Raw genomic sequence first — 23,843 nt, forward strand, 5'->3', positions numbered from 1 at the left:
TTTACACCAGATGGCAGGCCACGTGATGACCGCTTTCTACCTCACGCAGTAACGGAATTTCTTTATGACAACGGTCGGTTGCACACGGGCAGCGGGTATGGAAACGACAACCGGCAGGCGGTTTTGACGGATCCGGAATTTCACCACTGACCATCGCCACCGGCTCACTGTCCGGATCCAGCGTCGGCACCGCCGCCAGCAGCGCCTGCGTATACGGATGCAGGGGCTTACAGAACAACGCATCGCGGCTGGCCGTTTCCACTAACTGCCCGAGATACATCACCGCCACGTCATCACACAGATGTTCCACCACGCCGAGATCGTGCGAGATAAACAGAAACGTCACGCCGTGATCGTCACGTAAATCCGCGAACAAATTAATGATCTGCGCCTGAATCGACACGTCCAGCGCCGAAATGGGTTCGTCGGCAATAATGAAATCAGGTTGCAGGATCAGCGCGCGGGCGATGCCGATACGCTGGCGCTGACCGCCGGAAAACTCATGCGGGAAGCGGTTGTAATGCAGCGGCGACAGCCCGCAGATCTTCATCACCTCTACCACTTTCCCGTGCAGTTGCGCCCGCGTACACAGTTTGTGTTCCAGCATTGCTTCACCGATAGCATCACCAATGCGGATGCGCGGGTTCAGAGAACTGTAAGGATCCTGAAAGACCAGCTGGATTTTCGGACGTAACGCTTTCAGTTGCTTAGGTTTCAGTCCGTGCAGGTCTTCGCCACGAAATTTTACGCTGCCCGCCGTTTTGTCATACAGCCCCAGCAACGTGCGTCCGACGGTGGTTTTACCGCTGCCGGATTCACCGACCAGCCCAAAAATCGTGCCCTTGCGGATGTTAAAACTGACGCCATCCACGGCCCGCAACTGCCCGGTTTCCTGTCCGAATACGCCGTCACGGATCGGGAAATACTTTTTCAGGCCATCCACTTCAATCAGATATTCAGCGCTCATGGCTGTAACCCCCTGTTTTTCTTCTCACTGACCGCGTTCAGCCCGCTATAAAAACATGCGGCCTGCCGGAACTGACCTTCCAGCGGCGGAATGCCCTGGCGACATCTTTCCGTGGCGCGGGAACAGCGTTCGGTGAATGCGCAGTAAGGCGGCAGCGCGGCCAGATCCGGTACCTGACCGGGAATGGAATACAAGCGGCGGCGGCGTTCGCCCGGTGTCGGCCTCGAGGCAATAAGTCCCTGGGTATACGGATGCAGCGGATTGCGCAGCACATCGGCGGTCGCCCCCTGCTCAACAATTTTACCGGCGTACATCACGACCACGTGGTCGGCCATTTGCGCGATCACGCCCAAATCATGAGTGATCAACATCAGTGCCATATGATTTTGCTGCGCCTGTTCACGTAATAAACGCAGGATCTGCGCCTGTACGGTGACGTCCAGTGCAGTGGTGGGCTCGTCAGCAATCAGCAACTGCGGCTTACAGCTCAGCGCCATCGCAATCATGATGCGCTGTAACATACCGCCCGAAAGCTGATGCGGATAACTGGTCATCAGGCTTTCCGCACGCGCCAGCCCGACGTTGGTGATCATCTCCGTCGCATGTGCCCACGCCATTTTCGGCGATTCACCGCGGTGGCGGATCAGCGGCTCGACAAGTTGCTCACCGAGGGTCAGCACCGGATTCAGCGCGGTCATGGGTTCCTGAAAGATCATCGCCAGCTGGTTACCGCGCAAATCCGCCATTTGTGACGGTCGCAGTTTAAGCAGGTCACGCCCCTGAAACAGAATTTCACCGCCATCAATACGTGCGGCCTGTGGCGGTAACAGCCCCATCAGCGACATCGCCGTGACACTTTTCCCGCAGCCGGATTCACCGACAATACCGACAGTTTGACCTGCCTGAACGTCAAAGGTGACATCCTGTACCGCGCGCACACGGCCCTGATCGCTGGAGAACGACAGCGAAAGCTGATTAAAACGGATCAACGGTTGTGTCATTTTTTGCTCCGTTTCAGTTTTGGATCGAGCGCGTCACGCAGGCCATCACCCAGCACGTTAATCGCAATCACCGTAATAAAGATCGCCACGCCAGGCGGCATCCACAACCACGGGCGACGCTGGAAGTCGATCAGACTGTTCGCCGCATCCATCATATTTCCCCATGACGGCGTCGGCGGCACCACGCCTAATCCCAGATAGCTGAGTGCAGATTCGCTGAGAATGGCGTTCGCCACGGCCATCGTGGCCATCACCACCAGAATTGGCACCGTGTTTGGCAGTAAATGGCCGAACAGCCGACGGCGTGAAGACAAGCCGAGCACCTGCGTCGCCAGCATGAAATCACGTTCACGCAGGGAGAGAATTTGCCCGCGCACCAGACGTGCCAGCTTCGGCCATTCCAGTAAACTGAGCATCACGATCACCATGTACACACGGGAATCCGGCGAAAAATCCAGTTCAGAAAGCATCGCGCCCATCACGATCAGCAGCGGCAGGCTCGGAATAGTCATCACCAGATCAGCAAAACGCATGATGATTTTATCAGTCACACCACCGAGATAGCCGGACACCGCGCCCATGAGATACCCGAGTGTCACAGACAGCAACATGGTCAGCATGCCGATAATCAGCGAGATGCGCCCCGCCAGCAGCAGCCGCGTATAGACATCACGCCCGAGAAAATCGGTACCCAGCCAGTGTTCTGCATTCGGCGCTTTGTTGATCATCAGCGCATCGGTGGCATCATCGCGCCAGGGAGAATAGTAAGGACCCACTATGCACCAGACGGCCATAACCAGCAGCAGAACTAAGCAAAACATTGCCAGCCGGTTTTGGCGCAACGCCCGCCAGGCCTGTCGCCAGGGTGACGGTGTCACCTGAGCCAGCACCGGAATTTGCGCTTTGCGCAGACGGCGGTTGGTTGAAAATAAAGAGCCAAACATTACGACCTCACACGGATACGCGGGTCAGCCCACGCATACAACACGTCGGCAATCAGATTGCCAAGAATGGTCAAAACCGCCAGAAACAGCGTGAACCCCATCAGGACCGGGTAATCACGCGCTGCCAGTGAATCAATATGAATGTGCCCTGCACCCGGCCAGTTGAAAACTTTTTCGGTGATCAGCGCCCCGGAAAACAGCCCCGGCAACTCAAATCCGAGCAGCGTAATAATTGGCAGCAGCGCGTTTCTCAACGCGTGTTTAAGGATAACCGTGCGTTCACGAAGCCCTTTGGCACGCGCGGTACGGATGAAATCCATCCGCACGACGTCCAGCATACTGGCGCGAAAATAACGCGTCAGGCTGCCCGCCTGCAGCATCACCAGCGCAACGACCGGCAACACCAGATGCGCGGCCACCTGCATCACCCACGCCCAGCCGGTCGCGTCACTGCCGGTGTTAGTCATCCCACCCACCGGCAGCCAGTGCAAATCAACGGCAAACCATTTGATCAGCAGAAGACAGAGGAAAAACGTCGGGAAGGACATCGCGGCGAAAATGATCACACTCACCACATGATCGAACAGGGAATAAGGCTTCATCGCCGAGACAATGCCAACTGCCAGCGCGATCCCCCAGTACAACACCATCGCAATGGTCGCAAGCAGGAAGGAATTCCAGATGTACTGATTCAGCAACTGGCTGACCGGGATCTGATATTGCAACGAAAAACCCAGATCCCCCCGCAACAGATTCCCCAGCCAGTGCAGATAGCGGCTGAGCAGCGGTTGATCCAGGCCGTATAAGGCTTTCAGTTCAGCAGCGCGTTGTGCAGTCAGCGTAATATTACCATCGATAAAATCACCCGGCGTTTTGGCAAACAGCATGAAAATCAGCAGCGAAGCGAGGAACAACATCGGAATGGTTTGAAGTAAACGACGCAGAATGAAATTTCTCATGACTTTCTCATTGAAGCTGCCGGAAGATCCCGGCAGCGGCGTTATTTCTGATTATTTGACAATTTTGACATCCGGCAGACTGCCGGTCAGGCCGTTGTAGATGTCCGGTTTAAAACCGGTCACGCGGGCGCTGCTGGCTGAAAGAATTTTGCGGTTACCGAGCAGGATCGCCGGCGGATCGTTTGCCAGCACTTTGTACAGCTCGTGGTAAATCGGCTTACGCTTTTCGATATCCAGCGTCGCGTTCCCTTCGTTGATCAGCTTATCGACTTCAGGGTTGTTGTAGCCGGATTCGGTAGCCTCGGTGCTGTAATAATCCCACACGCCATCGTGGGGATCGTTAAGCGTGCTGGTGCTGAACGAGGCCAGATCGTAATTACCCGCTTTACGCTGTGACATCAGGGCGTTGAAGTCCACAACCTGCGGTTTCAGCAATACGCCAATTTTCTGATAGTCTTCTTTTGCGATCGGGATCAGCGCATCGTTCAGCACTTTTTTGCTGACCAGCAGCGTCAGTTCGAGACGTTTACCGTCTTTCACACGAATACCATCAACGCCAACTTTCCACCCTGCTTCATCCAGCAATTTATTGGCCTGCGCCGGATCGAATTTATACGGATTCACGCCATCAGTGTTGTACGCCCAGGAGATAGGCGCGATCGGCTCAATCGCCACAGAGCCGTAACCCTGATAAACCACGTCGATCAGTTTCTGGCGATCCAGCCCGTAGATCAGCGCCTGACGCACTTTCACATCCTGCAACGCAGGGCGATGAACGTTGAATTCAATTTTGCTGTAATCGCTGGATCCATACAGGTTGATATTGGCAAAGCCGAGCATTTTCAGTTGCTCGATGTCATCCGGTCGGGAAGTGAAGGCATCGTAATCAGTATCGCCGGTCTGGAATAACTGGAAGTTAGTCGACGGATTGGTCACGCGATAGATAAAGCGCGGAGTCGGCGGTACGCCGCGATAATAATTGGTGTTGGCGTGGAAACGGATCTCCTGCCCCGGGATGTACTTATCGTACACATACGGGCCATTACCCAACGGTTTGCCATGCAGCGTGCGCAGGTAATCAAGGTTTCCCCGCTGATAGCCTTTGCCGTAATACGCTTTCGACAGCACCGGCCCGCCGATTTTTTGCAACGTGGTAGCCCCCGGCTGTGTGGTGGTGACCTGCAACGTCAACGGGTCAATCACTTTCAGACCACTGATGCTGTCCGCCTTGCCCTGCTTATATTCATCACCACCGGCAATGTGCGCCAGCGTGATATCGGTATCACCATCGTATTTCGGGTCATACAACACCGTCAGCGTGAACGCGACGTCTTCTGCAGTCAGTGGTGAACCGTCACTGAATTTCAGGTCAGGACGTAGTTTGATGGTATAGGTTTTGCCATCCGGGCTGACGGTCCAGCTTTGCGCCAAGCCGGGAACCAGTTTGCCCTGGCTGTCCCAGTCAATCAGACGGGCGAAAATCACGTTAGTGACATTTTCATCCCAGCCGTTGACGAAGAAATACGGGTTAAAAATCCCCTGAGGTTCGGAGATCCCGGCGATCACTGTATCAGTGCGCAGTTTTGCAGCCGCAGGAACCTGGCTGGCATCTGTTGCCGGTGTGATGCCTTCCTTTAATACATCATCAGCGAATGCAAAAGAAGACAGCATCACGGCGCTGGCCAGTAATGCGATTTTGAAAGAAGCAGTACGGTGCGCGCGTTGTGCGGCTGGCGCGAATGCAGAGCGTAATAACGTAGCCAAAAGACATCCTCATCATAAGTGTGCAAACGGTTTACAAAACATGACAAAGAGTAAGGATGCCGTTTACCCTTGTCTAACAACGAAAAAATATGGCTTATAGCTTTTAAACAGTACGCAGAAAAAGTCGCCAATACGGCTAATGTGGAAAGATTTCCTGATATCACCCAGTAAGCGCTTACTAACCCGAAAAGCCTTATTCAGAAGGATATGTACGGTGAATACTTGCATTTTGGACAAAAGAAAAACGGCGTATCTCGTGAAAGATACGCCGTTTATTTTTATTTCTGCTTCAGGGGAATCAGGCAGCGACTTTTTTGCTACGCGAACTGACTTCTGCCAGGATCGCTTTATGCTTACTCTTGTCGCCGATCAGCTTATACCATCCAGAAAGCTTACGCAGGTCCGGCAAGGTAGCCTTCTCATCCACATCGTAAGCGCTTAGCTTGTCGAGATATTCTTCGAAGATCGTGATGCAACGGCGCGCCCACTCGCCTTCAAGCGCCGATCCGGCAACAGCTCGCGGACGTCGCGGTAAGCGCGGGCGCAGTGGTTTGCTGGCTTCTGGCGCGGATTCATCCACATAGGCAAACTTGATGGATACCACGGTTCTGCCCTGCTTTACTGGCTCCCAGACCACCGAAATATCGGTATTGGCGTTGATCCGGTTGATCGTCGGCTCAAGGAGTTTCTGACGGAAGTCACGATAGTCCTCGTATTTGCCCGCCAAACCGGCCTTCTCGCGCATCCAGTTGAGATCCAGTGTCACTTCTATGGCTTTACCGCTGCGACGCCCGTAGAGGTTCTTAGCTTTGATGAGCCAGCCATACAGCCTTACGGAGAACGGCGTATCAAGTTTTGCGATATTAGCAAAATTCAATTTGGTAAAAGATTCTTTAAGTTCATAAAGATACGGGGCAACATCCTGTCCGAATCGCAGAACCACTGCGCTGTGATCGTCGCTGCTCACATACTCAAGACGTGAAAACCAGGAGAGTTGTACAGTGCGAACCTTGCCGGTTTTTACGTCCGGTTTGTAGATGGTGACCGGCTTTTTCATCAGGCTTTCAGCGGCTTCGCGCAACTGGCGGTGGCTGCTGGTCGGGTTTACCCCGTAGATCCGCTGATAGTCCTGAGGGAAAAGTCGATAAAGCGTATCTGGCTGAGGTTTCCTGCTATCAATTTGTGCCAGCGCCAGATTTAGCAGGCGCATTTCATCCAGAGTGACGCTGTAAGCGCCTTCAAGAAGATCATTCCCCTGAACTACGGTGAGTTTATTCAGTTCCATGTAGCAGGATCCATAAGTGGAAAGTAGGTAAATTATTCCACATAAAAAATACCGACGTAAAGTAAAAACAAGGGTTATTTATCCCCTTAAAATCAGTACTTTAAATAAGGATCCGAAAAACCTGATCAGGAAAAATCTCCACATATTGTTTTCAGCGCTTCCAGGGATCCTTTTTCTAATACGTTGGATCGTCGGTTTTTTTACAGGAAATTATTCCACATATGCGGGTGATAACCTTCGCTGAATTTTATCAGCAATGCGCAATCAGACCCTAACCGCGATCAGAAAATCATTCCACATTTGAAGTGCCCATGCACATAAAACCATCAAATTTACCTTTGTGATCCCCTTCTCACTTCGTTCTGGTCCAGGGTTTCTCACCCTGAGCTGATGCACAGGAAAACTTTCCACGTATAGCCAGCATGGGGATCAGAAAATGTCTCCACATTAAGAGGCAATGATCGCGTCAGCAGGAAATTACTCCACATAAGAAACCCGATGGCGCTCACAGAAAATGTTTCCACATACAGACCGGGACGGGATCAGGAAATTTCTCCACCTAAAGTCATGCAATGTGGTTTTTCACCGGGTAAGCATCGTGAATATCATCATCTTTGATCAGGAAAACATTCCACATATAGAGAAGTGACGTTGTCACAGTAATTTTAATATACTGATTTATAACGATTATTATTCAGAAACGATGAGAAGATGCTTTCAATGGATCAGATAATGTTTCCACATAGGGAGGTTCAGGATCAGGAAAAGCTTCCACATATCCGCTTCCCTGACCGCCTCAAAGAGGATGGGTCTGCCCTGTCTGCAGGTATTTGGGATCCGTTATCGGAGTACGTGACATAACGTGACGCTGTCACAGGAAATTGTTCCACATATTAATGTTAGCTTTGGGATCAGGAAATCCTTCCACTTATGAGAAACGCCTGTTGTGACAGTCGGTTAGGCAGGTGTTAAGCTTACTGCGGCTGTTGACTGGCGGGTAACCGAGATATCCACAGAAAATCATTCCACATAGATAATAGATTGATCCGTAAAGAAATTATCCACAGAAAAAGACTCTACATTTGGCATGAAAAGGATCCACATCCAACAGGAAGGATCTCCACCTGAAGCAGGAAATACCTCCACAATACGTGTAGTAACCTATTGATAATAAATAGTAAAAACCGTCTCTAAAGAGAAAGATCTAAACTTAAAAAATAAACAAAACATTATTTGATCTTGGGATCTGATCACCCCGGAGTAGATAATTCAAGAAGGGATAAGTTAGCGTTGAAGGTAGACAGAGCAATGTTCTCAGGCAAGATGTCATCAGAAACGGGCCTTGGGAGACCCGATCCAGCCAGTAATCAGCACATTATGACCGTTCGTTGGTGATGAGCCAGGCTTCGATCAGCTCTGTCAGGACGTCTTTCATTTCGCGATCTTGCAGGAAGCAACTGGTTTTAAAGCGGCGATGTAGCTCTTCATCGATATTGGTCTGCAATTTCTTCACTGATGCGGGTGGTTTAGATACCGCTTCCAGTGCAGTCGTCAGTTGTCTGTGCTGGCCAAGTTTCATTTTCATTTCAGCAACTCCGTAATTTCTTTGGTCATAATTTCAATTTCACCTTTCGCGTTTCCGTCTGTCGTATCGAAAACGGTGCCGCCATCCATCATTGTGCGGATGTAAACCTGGCGCTGGGTCGTACCAGTACGCAATGCGGGAACGCCGGTATCGGCAATGGATTCTTTCAACACTTCAAGCATTTTAGCTGACGCGACTTTTTTGGTGATAAGAAAACGGGCAATCACCGGCTGCAAGTTTTCGCGAGCTTCCACGACGGCCAGAATAGCGCCACAGGCAGCAAAATCTAAAGGTGACGGTGTCACGGGGATGAGTACAAGGTCACTCACCATCACCGCCGCGGAAGAAATAGCTGATATTGCAGCAGCGCCATCGATTACCACGTAATCGTATTCTTTCAGTTGCTTACGGACGGTATAGACTTCTTTTTCTGAAGCCGCTTCTGCAAGATCGAACAGGCATTTGCTTTCGTCATACCAGTTGCTGATACTCCCCTGCGGGTCGGTATCCACCATTACGACCTTGTGCCCTTGCCGGGCAAGACAGGTTGCTATGTTTATAGACGTCGTGGTTTTCCCTACTCCGCCCTTCCCGTTCAGGAAAGAAATAATTTTCGCTGCCATGACAACCTCTGATGAAGCGTTCAGTGAAGATAACATGATTCTAAAATCATAAGATTTCAGGATTCATAAACTTTGTAATCATAGGATTCTGAGATTTTTAAATCCATGAATCACAGGATTGTGCTGCTACTATAAAGTTTGCATCCGGGGATTTCAATATTTTAGGATTATCGAATTATAATATCTTGTGATTATGCAATCTCAAGATTATGAGATTATGATGCGTGAAGCCAATGACTAGTCAATCTTGTGATTCCAGGATGATTAAAGCCTGTGATTATATGATTCAGTGATTAGGGTTAGAACGCAGTGGTGATGTCAAAGCAAGTCGGGCATAAGCAGAGTCATCAATGTACATCTCAGGATTTTAGGATTTTTAAATCTTAGGATTTCAGGATTCAATGATTGTTTATGAATTTTTTATGTCTTAAGTGCATACAGTTTTACGCCAGACATATGAACATCCTGCTATAACATCTCAACATCTCAACATCTCAACATCTCAACATCTCAACATCTCAACATCTTCGGATTGCGTGATTTCAGCAGTGGCAGGATTGTTTGATTACAGGATTTTTCCAGTCTCAGGATTTCATTCAACCGGACATAATCTCTTAATCCTGGAAGTATTGGAATCCTGTGATTATCATGAACCAGCGGCTAAATATCTTTGAATCCTGGAATCTCTAAGTCCTGTAAGGCTGCTATCTTAGGATGAAAGACGGGCTCAGATTATCCTGTACCAGCCTCCAGGTATTCTATGATTACAGGATAATAGAATCCTAATTAAGATTATAGGATTTCAGGATTACATTAATTAAATACTCTGCTGCCTGGCTATCATGAGATGCAATTGAGAGAATCCTGGAATGCCAGGATTCTTATGTGATTACAGGATTTCAGGATTAACATCACATTTAGGATTACAGGATTCAAAGATTAGTTGATGTTTTACATGTAGTTACGTCAATTATAGTGATTTCATTTAATGTTATGATTCTGTGATTACAGAATCCTATTAAAGGATTACATAATCCTGAGATTCCTATTGAGGATTGTATGATTACAGGATTCTGCGGTGGATCTTCGATTGCAGGATACCATGTGGTTAGTGTCTCGATAGAATCCTGTGATTCTGGTTATGCTGAGATTATACAATCCTGAGATTATGGTTGGTCATTCACCTGTACAAATGATTCAGAGATATTGGGATTAAAAGATAGTGGGAATAGCAAATCACCGGATTTGAAGATGCAGGGATTTCAGGATTATGAGAGTGCAAGATGAGGAAATAGTAGAATATAGGTATAGTGAATCCTGACATCTGGTAATCATTGAATCCCAAGATAAAGAATCTTAGGATTCAAAAATCACACAATCACACAATCACACAATCACACAATCACACAATCAGGTGATTAATGCGTGACAACATCAAGTGCCCGGAGATGTTCAGGTTGCCAGGAAAGTAGCACTTCGGAACCTGGCTTCCAGCCTGGATTCATTGCAGCCGCAGAAAGTTTAACCATAAAATTATCCTGACCGGCCACTTCTGTCATCATGCGTACGTGATCACCCAGATAAATGAATTGCTGAATTCTTGCCTTCACCTGTTCCATTCCGGGTTGCGGATTATTTACGTGAATACGCTCAGGGCGAATAGAGAGCAAAATCTTTTTGCCCGGCGAGCTTGGGCGAATTTTTACTGCACGCAGTTGAGTGCCGTCATCGAGTGATGCGCGGTAATAGTCGCCTTCGGCAGCATTGTTGGTGGCCAGCAGGCTGTTATTCTCGCCGATGAACTGAGCCACGAATGCATTATCCGGTTTTTCATAAATCACATTCGGGCTGTCCATCTGCTGGATCACACCATCATTGAACACCGCAACACGGTCAGACATCGTCATTGCTTCGCTCTGGTCATGCGTCACATAAACAATCGTCAGATCCAACATTTTATGAAGTTGCTTAATTTCCATCTGCATATGTTCGCGCAATTGTTTATCCAGCGCACCAAGGGGTTCGTCCATCAGCACCAGCTTAGGTTCAAACACCAGCGCGCGGGCTAGCGCAACACGTTGCTGCTGACCGCCCGACATTTGGGCAGGGTAGCGGTCAGCCAGAGATTTGAGTTTGACCATGTCCAGAATGCGGTCAACTTTCTCTTTGATATCAGATTTATTAAGCCGTCGAATGGTCAGTGGAAATGCCAGATTTTCCGCCACGGTCATGTGAGGGAAAAGCGCATAGTTCTGGAACACCATGCCGATATCACGCTGATGTGGTGGCAAATTATGCAGAGGTTTATCGCGCAGTAAGATTTCACCCTGCGTAGGCGTTTCAAAACCTGCAAGCATCATCAGACTGGTGGTTTTGCCGGAACCGGAAGGGCCCAACAGTGTCAGAAATTCTCCTTCGTGCACATCAAGATTGAGGTTTTTGACTACCAGCTTGTCCCCGTCGTAACTCTTTTTGATATTTTTGAAGCTGACATACGTTCTCATCACAGGCACTCCGCAAATGAAATTATCGAAAATGGGATGACGCGATACGGCACAATTTGTGCATAAAACATCCTCAGAAGGATTGTTTGTCTGGTGTTATTAAAAATCTTTACCATCCGCTTCTGACGCTAACAAGCATTTTCTGACAAAATAACACAAAAAATAAGCCTGAGAGAAATCTCGCAGGCTTATGAATTTTATTGTTATTTTTTATTTTAAAAGAGTTTATTGCTAGCAGTAAGATCTGTGTTTTACGCAGGATCAGGCAAATCACCTTGCAGGGTTAGCAGCCTATGGTCAGCCCCCGGGATTGCACCACCGGCTTGCAGCCTGTGTCGCAAACACTCCACGATGTGCCCGAAAGCCGTTTCAATTTCTTCTTCAGGAACGCAACCGTAACCGAGCAAAAGCCCGCGCCGCGGGGCAGGGCGCAGGTAATATGCCGACAGCGGGCGTGTGAGAATTTTTTTCTGCTCCAGCTCTGCGCTCAGCGCCACATCATCAATCGAATCAGGCAGTGACAAAATCAGATGCAAACCGGCGTTGCTGTTTTCACACAGGAATTCCGGACCGAGTTCCTGTCCGATAAGCCGTATCAGGGCATTACGTCGTCTGCCGTAAAGCAATCGCATCCGGCGGATGTGGGCGGCGTAATGCCCTTCGCGAATAAATTCCGCAAGCGTAAGTTGCGTCAGTCCGTTACCGGCACGGTACAACTCGGAGTGCGCAATTTTGAGGCGCGAGGCCAGCGGGCGCGGCAGGACGACATAACTGATCCGCATTGCCGGATACAATGTCTTACTGAACGTACCGATGTAAATCACCGGCGCATCGCTGCTCAGTCCCTGCAACGCGGGGATCGGACTGCCTGAATAGCGAAATTCGCTATCGTAATCATCTTCCACTACCCAGCTACCTTGCTGGCTGGCGATGGCAAGAATTTTTTGTCGTCGGGCCAGGCTCATCACTGAACCGAGCGGATAGTGATGTGACGGTGTCACGCATATCAGCTTAGGTGCGCGGTCCTGTGGCGGGCTGTCAGGCGGGTTCAGCCCGTTTTCATCCACCGGCACCGGCTGAATATCCACGCCGTTGATGGTCAGCACATTGCGGATTCCCCAGTAGCTCGGTTCCTCAATCCAGGCAACATCGCCCGGGTCGCAGAGCATTTTTGCCAGCAAATCCAGCGCCTGGTGGGTACCGGCGGTGATCAGGATCTGATCTGCCGTGCAGTCAACAGACCGCGCAATACGCAAATAATCAGCCAGCGCATGTTGCAGTTGCGGGCAGCCACCATGACGGGAGTAGGTGAGGAATTCGGGGGGCAGACGACGGCTCAGACGGTTCTGCAACTTACGCCAGATGTCATGCGGAAATTTTGTGACGTCCGGAACCCCAGGCATAAACGCGCCCCACTGATGCGAGGCAACGCCGGTACGCGTCAGCAGTTGAGAACCGCGCTTGGAAAGTGACACGTGGCTGCGAACCGGTGCGCAGCGCAGAGGCGTTTTATCGGCGATCACGCCGTCTTTCGGTAAATCTGCGGGAACGAAGGTTCCGCTTCCGGTGCGGGTCTGAATGTAGCCTTCGGCCTGTAACTGCTCGTAAGCAGCCAGCACCGTATTGCGCGAAATATCCAGTTCTTTGGCAAGGTCTCTTGAGGCGGGCAAGCGGCTGCCAGGCGCAATACTGCCATCAAATATAGCCTGTTGTAATGCCTGATAAACCCGCTTGTTCAGCGTGCCGGGCCGGGCATCTGAAAGCTCAGTGAGACGTTGCAAAATGAGGTCTGAAAGCAATGAGCGCAAAAGTGGATCCTCAAAATAAATGAAACTGGTTCTGGATTATAGAGCCGCTGGCGGGATAAAAAACAAGTACAGATTGCTAATTCGACAAATTGTTCATCTCGCAACCGGCAATCTATAAAACATCAACCTGAAGGCAGGAGCGAAAGATGAGTCACAGTGAACTGGAAAAACGCCGTAAAGAAGCGACGCCGCGTGGTGTAGGTGTCATGTGTGATTTCTATGCGGCGAAAGCAGAAAATGCCACGCTGTGGGATGAGCACGGGCGGGAATACATCGATTTCACTGCCGGGATTGCGGTTTTGAACACCGGACATCGTCACCCGAAAATCGTTGAAGCCATCCGCAACCAGCTTGACCTGTTCACACACACTTCCTACCAGATTGTGCCTTATGCCAGCTTTGTGAATCTGGCTGAACGCATCAACGCGATTTCTCCGGTGAGCGGCAAAGCGAAAACCACTTTCTTCAGTACCGGCGCGGAAGCTGTCGAAAACGCGGTGAAAATTGCCCGCTCCGCCACCGGTCGCCCGGGCATCATCACTTTCTCCGGTGCATTTCATGGCCGCACGCTGCTGACTATGGCGTTGACCGGCAAAGTAGTGCCTTACAAAGTGGGCTTCGGGCCGTTCCCGGCCTCGGTCTTCCACGCCCAATATCCCAACGCCGTTCACGGTGTCACCACTGAAATGGCACTCGACAGTATTGAACGTATTTTTCGCAGCGATATCGCGCCGCAGCAAATTGCTGCGATCCTGTATGAGCCGGTACAAGGCGAGGGCGGTTTCAATATCGCGCCGGAAGATTTTGTGAAAGGGCTGCGCGAAATCTGTGACCGTCACGGCATCGTGATGATTGCCGACGAAGTACAGAGTGGCTTTGCGCGTACCGGTAAAATGTTCGCGTCAGAATACTATCCCGATGCCAAACCGGACATCGTCACGATGGCGAAAAGCCTCGGCGGCGGTTTGCCGATCTCGGGCGTAACCGGGCGCGCCGGGCTGATGGACGCACCGGAGCCGGGCGGCCTTGGCGGTACTTACGCGGGTAATCCGCTGGCCGTGGCCTCTGCGCTGGCAGTGCTGGATATCATCGAAGAAGAAAAATTGTGCGAGCGCGCAAATCGTCTGGGTGCAGAGCTGACTGAAGTGCTCGGGAAAGCCAAAGCGAATTGTGCGGCACTGGTGGATGTCCGTGCGCGTGGTTCAATGGTGGCGGCCGAATTTAACGATCCGGTGACCGGAAAACCTTCTTCTGAACTGACCAAACAGTATCTGCGCAAAGCGCTGGACGCCGGATTGCTGATGCTCAGTTGCGGTGTGCATGGCAACGTGATCCGTTTTCTGTATCCGCTGACCATTCCTGATGTGCAGTTTAAAGAAGCCCTGGCAATTTTGTCCCGTGTGCTGGCTGACTGAGGAAACCTGTGCATCGGGCTGAGTGATTAGCCGTTCAGACAGAGTGCACAGATGCACGAAAGCAGTGCCAATAATAAGAAACTGAGTGTCATGAGGCATAAAAAAATCACATAACGCCTCTTCAATCCCTGTCCGCCCGCCGTTCTGTGCGTGGCGGATGGACTCAACCGGAATGGCATGGTTTATGCTTTATTATAAAATATGATGCATCATATTTTTAACAGTGCCGTTCTCTTAGCGTTTTTCCTTACTTTTTCGTTAACCCAGGAGTCACAGCATGTTCAAGAAAATAGCCCTTACCACGCTTCTTGCAGGGTTGGTGTTTCAGGCTCAGGCGGAATCCCTGACCGTGATTTCTTTTGGTGGCCTGAATAAGGACGCCCAGGACAAAGCATTTTACAAACCTTTTGCGGCAGCAGGAAAAGGCACGATTGAGCCAGGAGAATACAATGGCGAAATGGCGCGCATCCGTGCCATGGTTGAAACCAAACAGGTTGGCTGGGACGTCGTGGAAGTGGAAAGCCCGGAGCTTATCCGCGGCTGTGATGAAGGGCTGTTCGAACCGCTGGACTGGAACAAGCTGGGCGACAAAACGCAGTACGTGCCGGGCGCGGTCACCGAATGTGGTGCGGGCATCTTCCTGTGGTCAACCGTGCTGACTTATGACGCCAGTAAACTGAAAAAAGCGCCAACCAGCTGGGCCGACTTCTGGGACGTGAAAGATTTTCCGGGCAAACGCGCACTGCGCAAGAGCGCCAAATTCACGCTGGAAATCGCCTTACTGGCAGACGGTGTGAAACGTGAAGATATTTACAAAGTCCTGGCAACCCCTGCGGGCGTTGAACGTGCTTTCAAAAAACTTGATCAGATCAAACCGAACATTCAGTGGTGGGAATCCGGTGCACAGCCGTTGCAATGGCTGGTGTCCGGCGATGTGGTCATGACCTCTGCGTATAATGGCCGCGTCAGCGCCGCGCAAGGTGAAGGCCACGATTTCAAAATGGTCTGGGACAACAGTCTCTACGACCTCGACAGCTGGGCCATTGTCAAAGGTTCCAAACACAAAGATCTGGCCGAACAGTTTATAGCCTTCGCCAACAAACCTGAAAACCAGAAAGTCTTTGCCGAAACCATCCCCTACGGCCCGACCGAGAAGTCGGTCACCGGCATGATAGACGCGAAATATGCTCAGAATCTGCCAACCGCTGAGAAAAACCTGGCAGGCGCTTTGCAGGTAGATACTAACTTCTGGATTGAGCATGGTGAAGATCTCGAGCAACGGTTCAACGCCTGGTCTTCTAAGTAGTCGGCCCTTCATCCTTCAAGCTGCACCTGCGCTGGCTTCACTCGTGAACCCCGGTCACATACTCAAGTATGCTCCCGGGGATCCGTCTCGTTCGCCGCCTTGCTGCAACTCGAATGGTTTTGGGCTGTGAGCCCGATAAAAGCATAAAAACCTCGCAGCGGGAGAAAAACATGAGTCAAACCGAAATGTTGACCACACCGGTGACGGAGGGATCAGCAGAAGGGCCAACATTGCGTCAGCGTCTGCGTAAAGTGGAAGCGGCGTATACGCGTCGTTCTTTATTGCTGATCGCGCCGCTGTTGCTGTTTGTTATTGTCAGTTTTCTGTTCCCGATTGCGTCCATTCTGGGCAAGAGTGTGACTAATCCGGAACTGGGCGCAACCCTGCCGGAAACTGTGGCGCAGCTTGCACACTGGGACGGCAAAACCGTGCCGGATGAAGCAACGTTTACTGCACTGGTCACTGATTTGCGTCATGCCCGCAGCAGCGGTCAGATGGCAACCATTGCCAAGCGTTTAAGCTACGAAGATAACCGTTACCGCAGCCTGATCACTGGCACATTACGTCAAGTACCCGCGGGAGGGGGCGCGATCCGTGAACCGTTAATCCAGAGCATGCCGCTGTGGGGTGAACTCAGCACCTGGCAGACGCTGCAACGTGCTTCGGGTCCGGTGACTTCTCTCTATTTATTGTCGGCGTTCGACCGGAAGGTAGACGTGGATACTGGCAAAATTGTCGCACTGCCACCGGATCAGGCGCTGTACGTCAACGTGCTGCTGCGCACATTGTGGATGGCGCTGGTGGTGACGATTTGCTGCGTTGTGCTGGGTTATCCGCTGGCGTACTGGCTGGCAAAACAGCCTTCCGGACGCGCGAATTTGCTGATGATTCTGGTGTTACTGCCGTTCTGGACGTCGTTGATTGTCCGCACGGCCAGCTGGATTGTGCTGTTGCAATCGGGCGGCCTGATTAACCGGGCGTTACTTTCCACCGGCATTATCGATCACCCGCTGGTGATGGTGTTCAACCGCCTCGGCGTTTATATCTCGATGACGCACATCATGCTGCCGTTTATCGTCCTTCCTTTATATGCGGTGATGAAAGGCATTTCGCCTAATTATGTTCGCGCCGCGATTTCATTGGGTGCGCATCCTTTCTCCGCTTTCTGGCGGGTATACGTGCCGCAAACTTACGCGGGTGTCACTGCCGGTGCATTGCTGGTGTTTATGATGGCGATTGGTTACTACATCACGCCTGCGTTGCTGGGCGGTCCGGGCGATCAGATGGTCAGTTACTTCGTGGCGTTCTTTACCAATACGACCATGAACTGGGGCATGGCCGCAGCGCTGGGCAGTCAGTTGCTGGTGATTGTGGTGCTGCTGTACATCGTTTACATCCGCGTTACGCGTACCAAAGCTGAAATTGCAGCGCATTAAGGAGCCCGAAGATGAAACACGCAATGAGACAAAAAGGGGCGTTAATCCTGCGGTTATGGCGCTGGTGTTTTAATTTCTACAGTGCGGCGGTCCTGCTGTTTCTGATTGTGCCGGTGCTGATCATCGTGCCGCTGTCATTTAACGCCGGTTCGTTTCTCAGCTATCCGCTGACAGGGTTTTCGCTGCGCTGGTATCAGACGTTTTTCCATTCCAATGAATGGCTGAGTTCACTGGGTAACAGCCTGCTGATTGCGCCACTGGCGACTTTGCTCGCCACCCTTCTCGGCGTTCTGGCTGCGGTCGGGCTGGTGCGCGGTGAATTTCGCGGTAAATCACTGGTGATGGCCATTCTGATTTCGCCGATGATCGCGCCGGTAGTGATTATCGCCGTTGGCATGTTCTTCTTCTTTGCCCGCGTATCGCTGCTCAACAGTTATCTCGGGCTGGTGCTGGCACATGCATTACTTGGCGTGCCGTTTGTGGTGATCACGGTAGTGGCGATACTCAAAAATTACGACCGCAATTTATCCCGCGCCGCCGCCAGCCTCGGCGCGTCGCCGTGGACCGTATTCCGTAAAGTTACGCTGCCGCTGATTGCGCCGGGTGTTTTCTCCGGGGCGCTGTTTGCGTTTGCGGCGTCATTCGACGAAGTGGTGGTGACGTTATTTCTTGCCAGCCCGCGTCAGCGCACGCTGCCTATCCAGATGTTTGCCGGTATTCGTGAAAACCTCGACCCGACCATTGCGGCGGCGGCGTCGCTGATGGTCGGCGCATCGCTGATTTTGCTGCTGGTGATGGAACTGCTGCGCCGCCGTGGCGAACGTTTGCGTCATTCGCCGGCAACACACTGACGTTAAATTCATCAGAGGACTTTACAGGTCCTCTTTTTTTGATTATTCCTGATGCATCAAATATCAAAAGTAACGGGAGCCATTTCTCATGACTGACACAACTCAGAAAAAAACGCTTTTGCTGACCGGCGCAAGCCGTGGCATTGGTCACGCGACGGTCAAACATTTCTATGCTGCGGGGTGGCGGATTTTCACCGCATCGCGGCAGAACTGGGTGGATGAATGTCCGTGGGCAGAGGGGTTTCTCAATCATATTCACCTGGATCTGGAAGACATCGACAGCGTGCAGAAAGCCCTGCCGATGATCAAAGAACGCCTCGGCGGGCGGCTGGATGCGCTGGTCGATAACGCGGGTATTTCACCGAAAACCCCCACCGGTGGCCGTCTCGGTGTGCTCGACAGTGATTACGCCACCTGGTTGCAGGTGTTTAACGTCAACCTGTTTTCAACCGCCATTCTGGCAACCGGATTATTTGATGAACTGAAAACTGCACAGGGCAGCATTATAAACGTAACCTCGATTGCGGGCAGCAAAGTGCATCCGTTTGCCGGTGTGGCCTATGCCTGTTCTAAAGCGGCGCTCTCGACGCTGACCCGCGAAATGGCACACGAATTCGGCCCGCACGGTATACGGGTAAATGCCATTGCGCCGGGGGAAATTGATACCGCGATCCTCTCGCCGGGCACGCAGGAAATTGTCGAGCGCAGCGTGCCGTTGCAGCGACTGGGTAAGGCTGAAGAAGTCGCTTCACTGATCCATTTTCTGTGCACATCGGGCGCTTCTTACGTGAACGGCGCCGAAATACATGTGAACGGCGGTCAGCATGTCTGAAGCGCCGTCATTGCTCACCACGGAGGTACCGCGTGTCAGCAGGTCGCAGGCCGAAAATATTGCTGCGCAGGTTTACGGGCTGGAAGGCAAAGCGGAGGTGCTGGGCGGCGAACGCGACAGCAATTTTTGCCTGACCACGGGGCCTGGTCACGCTTACATGTTGCGGTTTGTTAATCCGGCGGAAGTGCCCGCAGAAGTGGCTTTCCAGACCGCCATTCTCAGCCATCTGGCGATACGCGACAGCCAGTTGCCGGTGCCACGGTTGCAGGAAAGTCGCCACGGTGAACTTACGCCGCAGGTGACGGTTGACGGACAAATGCTGACGCTGCGTGCTGTCAGTTATCTGCCCGGTATCGCGCAATATCAGGTGTCGCGTTCAGCGGTGCTGATGCGGGAAATTGGCGACACGCTGGCACGGCTGGATATCGCGCTGAGCGATTTTAACCATCCCGGCGCACAGCGTGATCTGCTGTGGGACATCAGCGACATGTCACGCCTCGAGGGTTGGTTAACGCAGCTCACTGACCCTGAGCAGCGCCGCACTATTACCCGCGTGCTGGAAACCCACCGGCAAAAAGTGGTTCCGGCCAGCCAGCGGTTGCGCAGACAAGTGATCCACAATGACCTGAATGCCCATAACGTTCTGGTAAACAGCGCTGATCCGCAGCGTCTCGCGGGCATTATTGATTTCGGTGACGCCCTTCACGCGCCCCTGATTAACGAACTGGCTACCGCCCTGGCTTATCAGCTCGACAGCGACGGCGACGATCTTTTCCTTTATTGCCGTCCGATGATTGCTGCGTATACCGCGCGTTTGCAACTCACCGGTGCCGAGCTGGATGTTTTACCGGAACTGGTGGCGTCTCGGCTGGCGCTGAGTCTGCTGATTGCCCAGCATCGTGCGGTGCTGTATCCGCAAAACCGTGATTATATTTTGCGTAATCAGGTGCATGCATGGGGAAGTTTATCGCGTCTGATGGCGCTGCCGTTTTCGCAGACTGACCTGATATTTCGTCAGTCATGCGCGTTTGAACAGAAATAAGAGGCCGTTATATGCTCACTCCGAAACAGGTTTTAGAAGGTCGTCAGCAATTTCTTGGCGGCGGTTACCGGCTGTTTTATCAGGAACCGCTGCATGTGGTGCGCGGCGAAGGCGTCTGGTTATATGACAGCGAAGGACGGCGCTATCTGGATGCTTACAATAATGTTGCGTCTGTCGGTCATTGCCATCCGGCGGTGGTTGAAGCCATCACCACGCAGGCTGCGCAACTCAATACACACACGCGTTATCTGAATGATGCGATTGTCGAATTTGCTGAAGATTTCCTGACCGAGTTTCCTCCAGAGTTGCGCAACCTGACCATGACCTGCACCGGCAGCGAAGCCAACGATCTGGCGCTGCGTGTCGCACGACAAATTACCGGCGGGCAGGGCGTTATTGTGACGCGCTGGGCGTATCACGGTGTGACCAGCGCGCTGGCAGAACTTTCCCCCTCGCTTGGTGACGGGTTTGAGCAAGGCAAAAATGTCTGGCTGACTGATGCGCCGGACACGTTCCGCCATCCCGGCGTATTCTCTGCGGGCGTGGAGCGCGCGCTGGAAGAAATGAAACACGCGGGCATGAAACCGGCGGCGCTGTTAGTGGACACGATTTTCTCCAGTGATGGTGTATTCAGCCCGGACCCGCTGGACATGCAGCGCGCCGTCGGGCTGGTGCGTGCGGCAGGTGGATTATTTATCGCAGACGAAGTGCAGCCCGGTTTTGGCCGTACTGGCAGCCAGCGCTGGGGGTTCGCCCGCTACGGCGTGACGCCTGACCTGGTCAGTCTGGGCAAACCGATGGGTAACGGTCATCCGGTCGCCGGGCTGGTCGGCAGACCGGAACTGTTTGCGGAATTTGGCCGCCGTCAGCGCTATTTCAATACTTTCGGCGGTAACCCGGTTTCCTGCCGCGCCGCGCATGCCGTTTTACAGATTTTACGTCGTGAAGAGTTGCAGCAGAATGCGCAGATGACCGGCGCAATCTTGCGTGAAGGGCTACAAAAGCTGGCGCAACGTTATCCGGTCATCGGCGATGTGCGCGGCGACGGTTTGTTTATCGGTGTGGAACTGGTGAGCGATCAGCGCAATACGCCTGCGCTGGAACTGGCGGCATTTATCGTCAATGAAATGCGCCAGAAACAGGTTTTGATTAGTGCTACGGGACCGGCGGCGAACGTCCTGAAAATTCGCCCGCCGCTGGTCTTCCAGCCGGAACACGCGACGCTGTTGCTGCAAACACTGGCAAGCGTGCTGGCGGAGATGCCGGGATAAGGAACGCACATTTGCGAAACCGAATGTGCTATAGAATTCTGGAACATCGGCTATCCGCGTAATGTATGCGCCTTTAGCTGATGAGGTACTGAATGTAGGGTCTTGAATGTGGCGATTTAAAAATCTTAGTCAATTCATAACAAAAACAGAGTTAACTCTTTATCAAAAAGATCTTTGTTGAAGACCTGGTGAGTGGTATTTTAAAATCACATGAGGGAATTATAAATTACTTGAATGTATTAAGAATGTGATGGTTACTCAGGGAGTAAAGAATGATTTATTCAAGTTGGAAGTGGGTAGTATTACTCCCGTTACTTACAAAACCTGTTTCATTTGTTTTATTTGGTGGTGTAGTCTCTTCACTTATTATTTTCCCTTTATTGTACAGCCAGGATGTTCAGGAGTGGAAAGGCAATATTAATAACATTCAAAATATGGGCAGCTTTTATGATTCAGATAATTTGCAAGGAGATATCTCAGCAGGAAACTATATCAGGAATCCTTCACAATACACTGAGGTGCAAGTTAAGACTTTACTGTTCTCTAAGTCAGGAAATCCGCAAGAATGTAACGCCAAAATTCGAGAGTTTTTAACTTCAGTCAAAAAAATACAGCCTCATAATATTCCCGTTGTATTAAATAAAGTGTGTGCTAATCGTGGATTTGCTATCGGAAGGTTTGCTGATGAGAATACCATCATTTCTATTTTACCCTTGCATGATAAAGGCTACAGTTTAGTCGGGGTTAAAATACGTAAATATTCCATTCTGGGAAAACCCGCTTTCTCGAAATCTATAATGAATTTTTCGAACGTCTGGCCTGCATTAATTATTATCATTTTATCGATGGTTATTAGCTATTTACTGTCATTAATAGCAGGAGGATATCTCCGGGTCCTCAATGAATATGCATCTAAAGATGGATTAACAGGATGTTTACGAAGGGAGGCATTTTACGCGAAAGCAAGTTACGAATTAGAAAAATCCAAGAAAAATAATGTGCCTTTTAGTGTTTTAGTGATCGACCTTGATCATTTAAGAGACGTGAATAACACCTATGGCCATGCCAAAGGTGATACGGCTATTTCTCTGATTGCTGAAACAATACTTAAGAGCTTACGTGGAACTGACTTTGTTGGCAGGGTCGGAGGCGATGAATTTATCGTTATACTTAAAGATACCACACCTGTAGATGCATTATTAATTGCAAACAGGATCCGTCATTCAGTGAAGAGTTTAAAACTTGATGATTTATCTTTATCAGTAAGTATCGGTATCTCTCAGTGTGAGAAACAGAATGCAACATTACAAGAAATCATTTCTAAAGCCGATACGAATCTCTATCTGGCAAAGCGTCAGAGAAATGAAGTTGTTTTTGAAAATGATATCCTCAGGTAATTTCTGTTGTCACAGTATGCCAGATACTACTGGCTGATGTTTTCTTCTATGTGTCAAATAAATGAGATTTCACTTAATACATTAAAAAGAGTCCGCGAGATAATCTCAGACCCCCTGAATACCCTTTTTTCACAGCGCATACGTTAGCACGCACGCTACAGGACTTCGCGACTTACGCTCAGAAACTCGACCATCTTCTGGCTGCCGTCGAGAATGTCTTCCTGAATGGCACGCCTGGCGGTTGCGCCGTCGCCTTTACGCAGTGCAATCAAAATCTCTTCGTGATGTTCAATGGCCATACGTTGTGAGAAATGAGCATAAGCCTGTGCAATCAGCGGGCCGGTGCGCATCCATAAACTGTCGATGAAATTGCTTAAAAGGGGCATCCGCGCACTTTGTGACAGCATCAGATGGAACTCGCTGTTGAGGCGCAGTGCTTCGGGCAAATCTTCGCTGCTGATGGCTTTGCGGTTATCTTTAATATTCTGCGTAATCCGTTGCAACTCATATTCCGTTACCGATTGTGCTGCTTTCTCCGCCCCGAGACCTTCCAGTTCCAGCCGTAAGGTGCGAATTTCCTGATATTGCTGTTCATCGAGCTGCGGTACGCGGATGTCTTTCGGGGTACGCATTTCCAGCGCCTGTTCTTTGGCCAGCTGTAAAATCGCATCCCGCACCGGCGTGACACTGGTACCCACCTGTTCGGCCAGTTCGCGGATACGTAAACGATCATTAGGTTTCAGGCGGCCGGTAATCAGTGCCTCGCGCAAGGTGGCGTAAACGCTGCTGCCCAGATAGGCGTGATTAATTGAGCTGATGGGATAATTCAAAAGTTCACCGTAGCAATGAGAGT

General features: G+C 51.0%; 19 protein-coding genes. 8 read left to right on the top strand and 11 right to left on the bottom strand.

The window, feature by feature from the left end; genetic code table 11:
- Position 1: 1 nt before the first annotated feature.
- The 10 genes from AACU55_RS06945 to pdxR all read right to left on the bottom strand — a co-directional run bounded on the left by AACU55_RS06945 (position 2) and on the right by pdxR (position 13,440).
- Positions 2-967, bottom strand: a complete 966-nt coding sequence (locus AACU55_RS06945) for an ABC transporter ATP-binding protein (RefSeq protein WP_134705291.1) — start codon at positions 965-967, stop codon at positions 2-4.
- Positions 964-1,968: an ABC transporter ATP-binding protein gene (locus AACU55_RS06950; RefSeq protein ID WP_134705292.1), complete on the bottom strand. Its 1,005-nt coding sequence runs from the start codon at positions 1,966-1,968 to the stop codon at positions 964-966. The genes AACU55_RS06945 and AACU55_RS06950 overlap by 4 nt, the downstream gene beginning before the upstream one ends.
- Complete coding sequence (gene opp4C, locus AACU55_RS06955) at positions 1,965-2,912, bottom strand: oligopeptide ABC transporter permease (protein ID WP_134705293.1); 948 nt, start codon at positions 2,910-2,912, stop codon at positions 1,965-1,967. The genes AACU55_RS06950 and opp4C overlap by 4 nt, the downstream gene beginning before the upstream one ends.
- Positions 2,912-3,871: an ABC transporter permease gene (locus AACU55_RS06960; RefSeq protein WP_014416615.1), complete on the bottom strand. Its 960-nt coding sequence runs from the start codon at positions 3,869-3,871 to the stop codon at positions 2,912-2,914. The genes opp4C and AACU55_RS06960 overlap by 1 nt, the downstream gene beginning before the upstream one ends.
- Positions 3,872-3,922: 51 nt before the next feature.
- A complete protein-coding gene (locus AACU55_RS06965; RefSeq protein WP_234300479.1) occupies positions 3,923-5,542 on the bottom strand; it encodes an ABC transporter substrate-binding protein in 1,620 nt (539 codons plus the stop codon).
- Positions 5,543-5,933: 391 nt separating this feature from the next.
- Positions 5,934-6,920: a replication initiation protein gene (locus AACU55_RS06970; RefSeq protein WP_134705295.1), complete on the bottom strand. Its 987-nt coding sequence runs from the start codon at positions 6,918-6,920 to the stop codon at positions 5,934-5,936.
- Between the two features lie 1,375 nt (positions 6,921-8,295).
- Positions 8,296-8,505 carry a plasmid partition protein ParG gene (locus AACU55_RS06975; RefSeq protein WP_013577993.1) on the bottom strand — a complete coding sequence of 70 codons (210 nt, stop codon included), beginning with the start codon at positions 8,503-8,505 and terminating at the stop codon, positions 8,296-8,298.
- Positions 8,502-9,128 (bottom strand): ParA family partition ATPase, encoded by a 627-nt coding sequence (parA, locus tag AACU55_RS06980; protein ID WP_013577994.1) that lies wholly within the window; start codon positions 9,126-9,128, stop codon positions 8,502-8,504. The genes AACU55_RS06975 and parA overlap by 4 nt, the downstream gene beginning before the upstream one ends.
- 1,418 nt (positions 9,129-10,546) lie before the next feature.
- Positions 10,547-11,632, bottom strand: coding sequence for an ABC transporter ATP-binding protein (locus AACU55_RS06985; RefSeq protein ID WP_134705457.1), 1,086 nt, complete (start codon positions 11,630-11,632; stop codon positions 10,547-10,549).
- Between the two features lie 251 nt (positions 11,633-11,883).
- Complete coding sequence (pdxR, locus tag AACU55_RS06990) at positions 11,884-13,440, bottom strand: MocR-like pyridoxine biosynthesis transcription factor PdxR (RefSeq protein WP_037032712.1); 1,557 nt, start codon at positions 13,438-13,440, stop codon at positions 11,884-11,886.
- Positions 13,441-13,586: 146 nt separating this feature from the next.
- Between pdxR and AACU55_RS06995 the strand changes: the two genes are divergently transcribed.
- The 8 genes from AACU55_RS06995 to AACU55_RS07030 all read left to right on the top strand — a co-directional run bounded on the left by AACU55_RS06995 (position 13,587) and on the right by AACU55_RS07030 (position 22,990).
- On the top strand, positions 13,587-14,855 hold the full coding sequence (locus AACU55_RS06995; RefSeq protein ID WP_013577997.1) for a 4-aminobutyrate--2-oxoglutarate transaminase: 1,269 nt from the start codon (positions 13,587-13,589) through the stop codon (positions 14,853-14,855).
- 277 nt (positions 14,856-15,132) lie between these two features.
- Positions 15,133-16,161, top strand: a complete 1,029-nt coding sequence (locus tag AACU55_RS07000; protein WP_037032714.1) for an ABC transporter substrate-binding protein — start codon at positions 15,133-15,135, stop codon at positions 16,159-16,161.
- Between the two features lie 170 nt (positions 16,162-16,331).
- Positions 16,332-17,597 (top strand): ABC transporter permease, encoded by a 1,266-nt coding sequence (locus AACU55_RS07005; protein ID WP_037032715.1) that lies wholly within the window; start codon positions 16,332-16,334, stop codon positions 17,595-17,597.
- Between the two features lie 23 nt (positions 17,598-17,620).
- On the top strand, positions 17,621-18,448 hold the full coding sequence (locus tag AACU55_RS07010; RefSeq protein ID WP_037033206.1) for an ABC transporter permease: 828 nt from the start codon (positions 17,621-17,623) through the stop codon (positions 18,446-18,448).
- An 88-nt stretch (positions 18,449-18,536) separates the two neighbouring features.
- Positions 18,537-19,280 carry an SDR family NAD(P)-dependent oxidoreductase gene (locus tag AACU55_RS07015; protein ID WP_014416620.1) on the top strand — a complete coding sequence of 248 codons (744 nt, stop codon included), beginning with the start codon at positions 18,537-18,539 and terminating at the stop codon, positions 19,278-19,280.
- A complete protein-coding gene (locus AACU55_RS07020) occupies positions 19,273-20,322 on the top strand; it encodes a phosphotransferase (RefSeq protein WP_119262365.1) in 1,050 nt (349 codons plus the stop codon). The genes AACU55_RS07015 and AACU55_RS07020 overlap by 8 nt, the downstream gene beginning before the upstream one ends.
- 11 nt (positions 20,323-20,333) lie before the next feature.
- Entirely contained in the window at positions 20,334-21,593 is a 1,260-nt protein-coding gene (locus tag AACU55_RS07025) for an aspartate aminotransferase family protein (protein ID WP_134705296.1), read from the top strand.
- A 272-nt stretch (positions 21,594-21,865) separates the two neighbouring features.
- The gene (locus AACU55_RS07030) at positions 21,866-22,990 is read left to right on the top strand and encodes a GGDEF domain-containing protein (protein WP_134705297.1); all 1,125 of its coding nucleotides are present in this window, start codon (positions 21,866-21,868) and stop codon (positions 22,988-22,990) included.
- A gap of 155 nt (positions 22,991-23,145) precedes the next feature.
- Here AACU55_RS07030 and AACU55_RS07035 read toward each other — a convergent pair whose 3' ends face one another.
- Entirely contained in the window at positions 23,146-23,820 is a 675-nt protein-coding gene (locus AACU55_RS07035; protein WP_037032720.1) for a GntR family transcriptional regulator, read from the bottom strand.
- Positions 23,821-23,843: the final 23 nt, after the last annotated feature.

It is taken from the genome of Rahnella sp. CJA17(1/100) (assembly GCF_963881615.1).
GTDB lineage: Bacteria > Pseudomonadota > Gammaproteobacteria > Enterobacterales > Enterobacteriaceae > Rahnella > Rahnella aceris.

Coding starts and splice junctions, on each gene's coding strand:
- AACU55_RS06945 (WP_134705291.1), bottom strand. CDS start 967: ATGAGCGCTGAATATCTGATTGAAGTGGATGGCCTGAAAAAGTATTTC.
- AACU55_RS06950 (WP_134705292.1), bottom strand. CDS start 1,968: ATGACACAACCGTTGATCCGTTTTAATCAGCTTTCGCTGTCGTTCTCC.
- opp4C (WP_134705293.1), bottom strand. CDS start 2,912: ATGTTTGGCTCTTTATTTTCAACCAACCGCCGTCTGCGCAAAGCGCAA.
- AACU55_RS06960 (WP_014416615.1), bottom strand. CDS start 3,871: ATGAGAAATTTCATTCTGCGTCGTTTACTTCAAACCATTCCGATGTTG.
- AACU55_RS06965 (WP_234300479.1), bottom strand. CDS start 5,542: ATGCTGTCTTCTTTTGCATTCGCTGATGATGTATTAAAGGAAGGCATC.
- AACU55_RS06970 (WP_134705295.1), bottom strand. CDS start 6,920: ATGGAACTGAATAAACTCACCGTAGTTCAGGGGAATGATCTTCTTGAA.
- AACU55_RS06975 (WP_013577993.1), bottom strand. CDS start 8,505: ATGAAAATGAAACTTGGCCAGCACAGACAACTGACGACTGCACTGGAA.
- parA (WP_013577994.1), bottom strand. CDS start 9,128: ATGGCAGCGAAAATTATTTCTTTCCTGAACGGGAAGGGCGGAGTAGGG.
- AACU55_RS06985 (WP_134705457.1), bottom strand. CDS start 11,632: ATGAGAACGTATGTCAGCTTCAAAAATATCAAAAAGAGTTACGACGGG.
- AACU55_RS06995 (WP_013577997.1), top strand. CDS start 13,587: ATGAGTCACAGTGAACTGGAAAAACGCCGTAAAGAAGCGACGCCGCGT.
- AACU55_RS07000 (WP_037032714.1), top strand. CDS start 15,133: ATGTTCAAGAAAATAGCCCTTACCACGCTTCTTGCAGGGTTGGTGTTT.
- AACU55_RS07005 (WP_037032715.1), top strand. CDS start 16,332: ATGAGTCAAACCGAAATGTTGACCACACCGGTGACGGAGGGATCAGCA.
- AACU55_RS07010 (WP_037033206.1), top strand. CDS start 17,621: ATGAGACAAAAAGGGGCGTTAATCCTGCGGTTATGGCGCTGGTGTTTT.
- AACU55_RS07015 (WP_014416620.1), top strand. CDS start 18,537: ATGACTGACACAACTCAGAAAAAAACGCTTTTGCTGACCGGCGCAAGC.
- AACU55_RS07020 (WP_119262365.1), top strand. CDS start 19,273: ATGTCTGAAGCGCCGTCATTGCTCACCACGGAGGTACCGCGTGTCAGC.
- AACU55_RS07025 (WP_134705296.1), top strand. CDS start 20,334: ATGCTCACTCCGAAACAGGTTTTAGAAGGTCGTCAGCAATTTCTTGGC.
- AACU55_RS07030 (WP_134705297.1), top strand. CDS start 21,866: ATGATTTATTCAAGTTGGAAGTGGGTAGTATTACTCCCGTTACTTACA.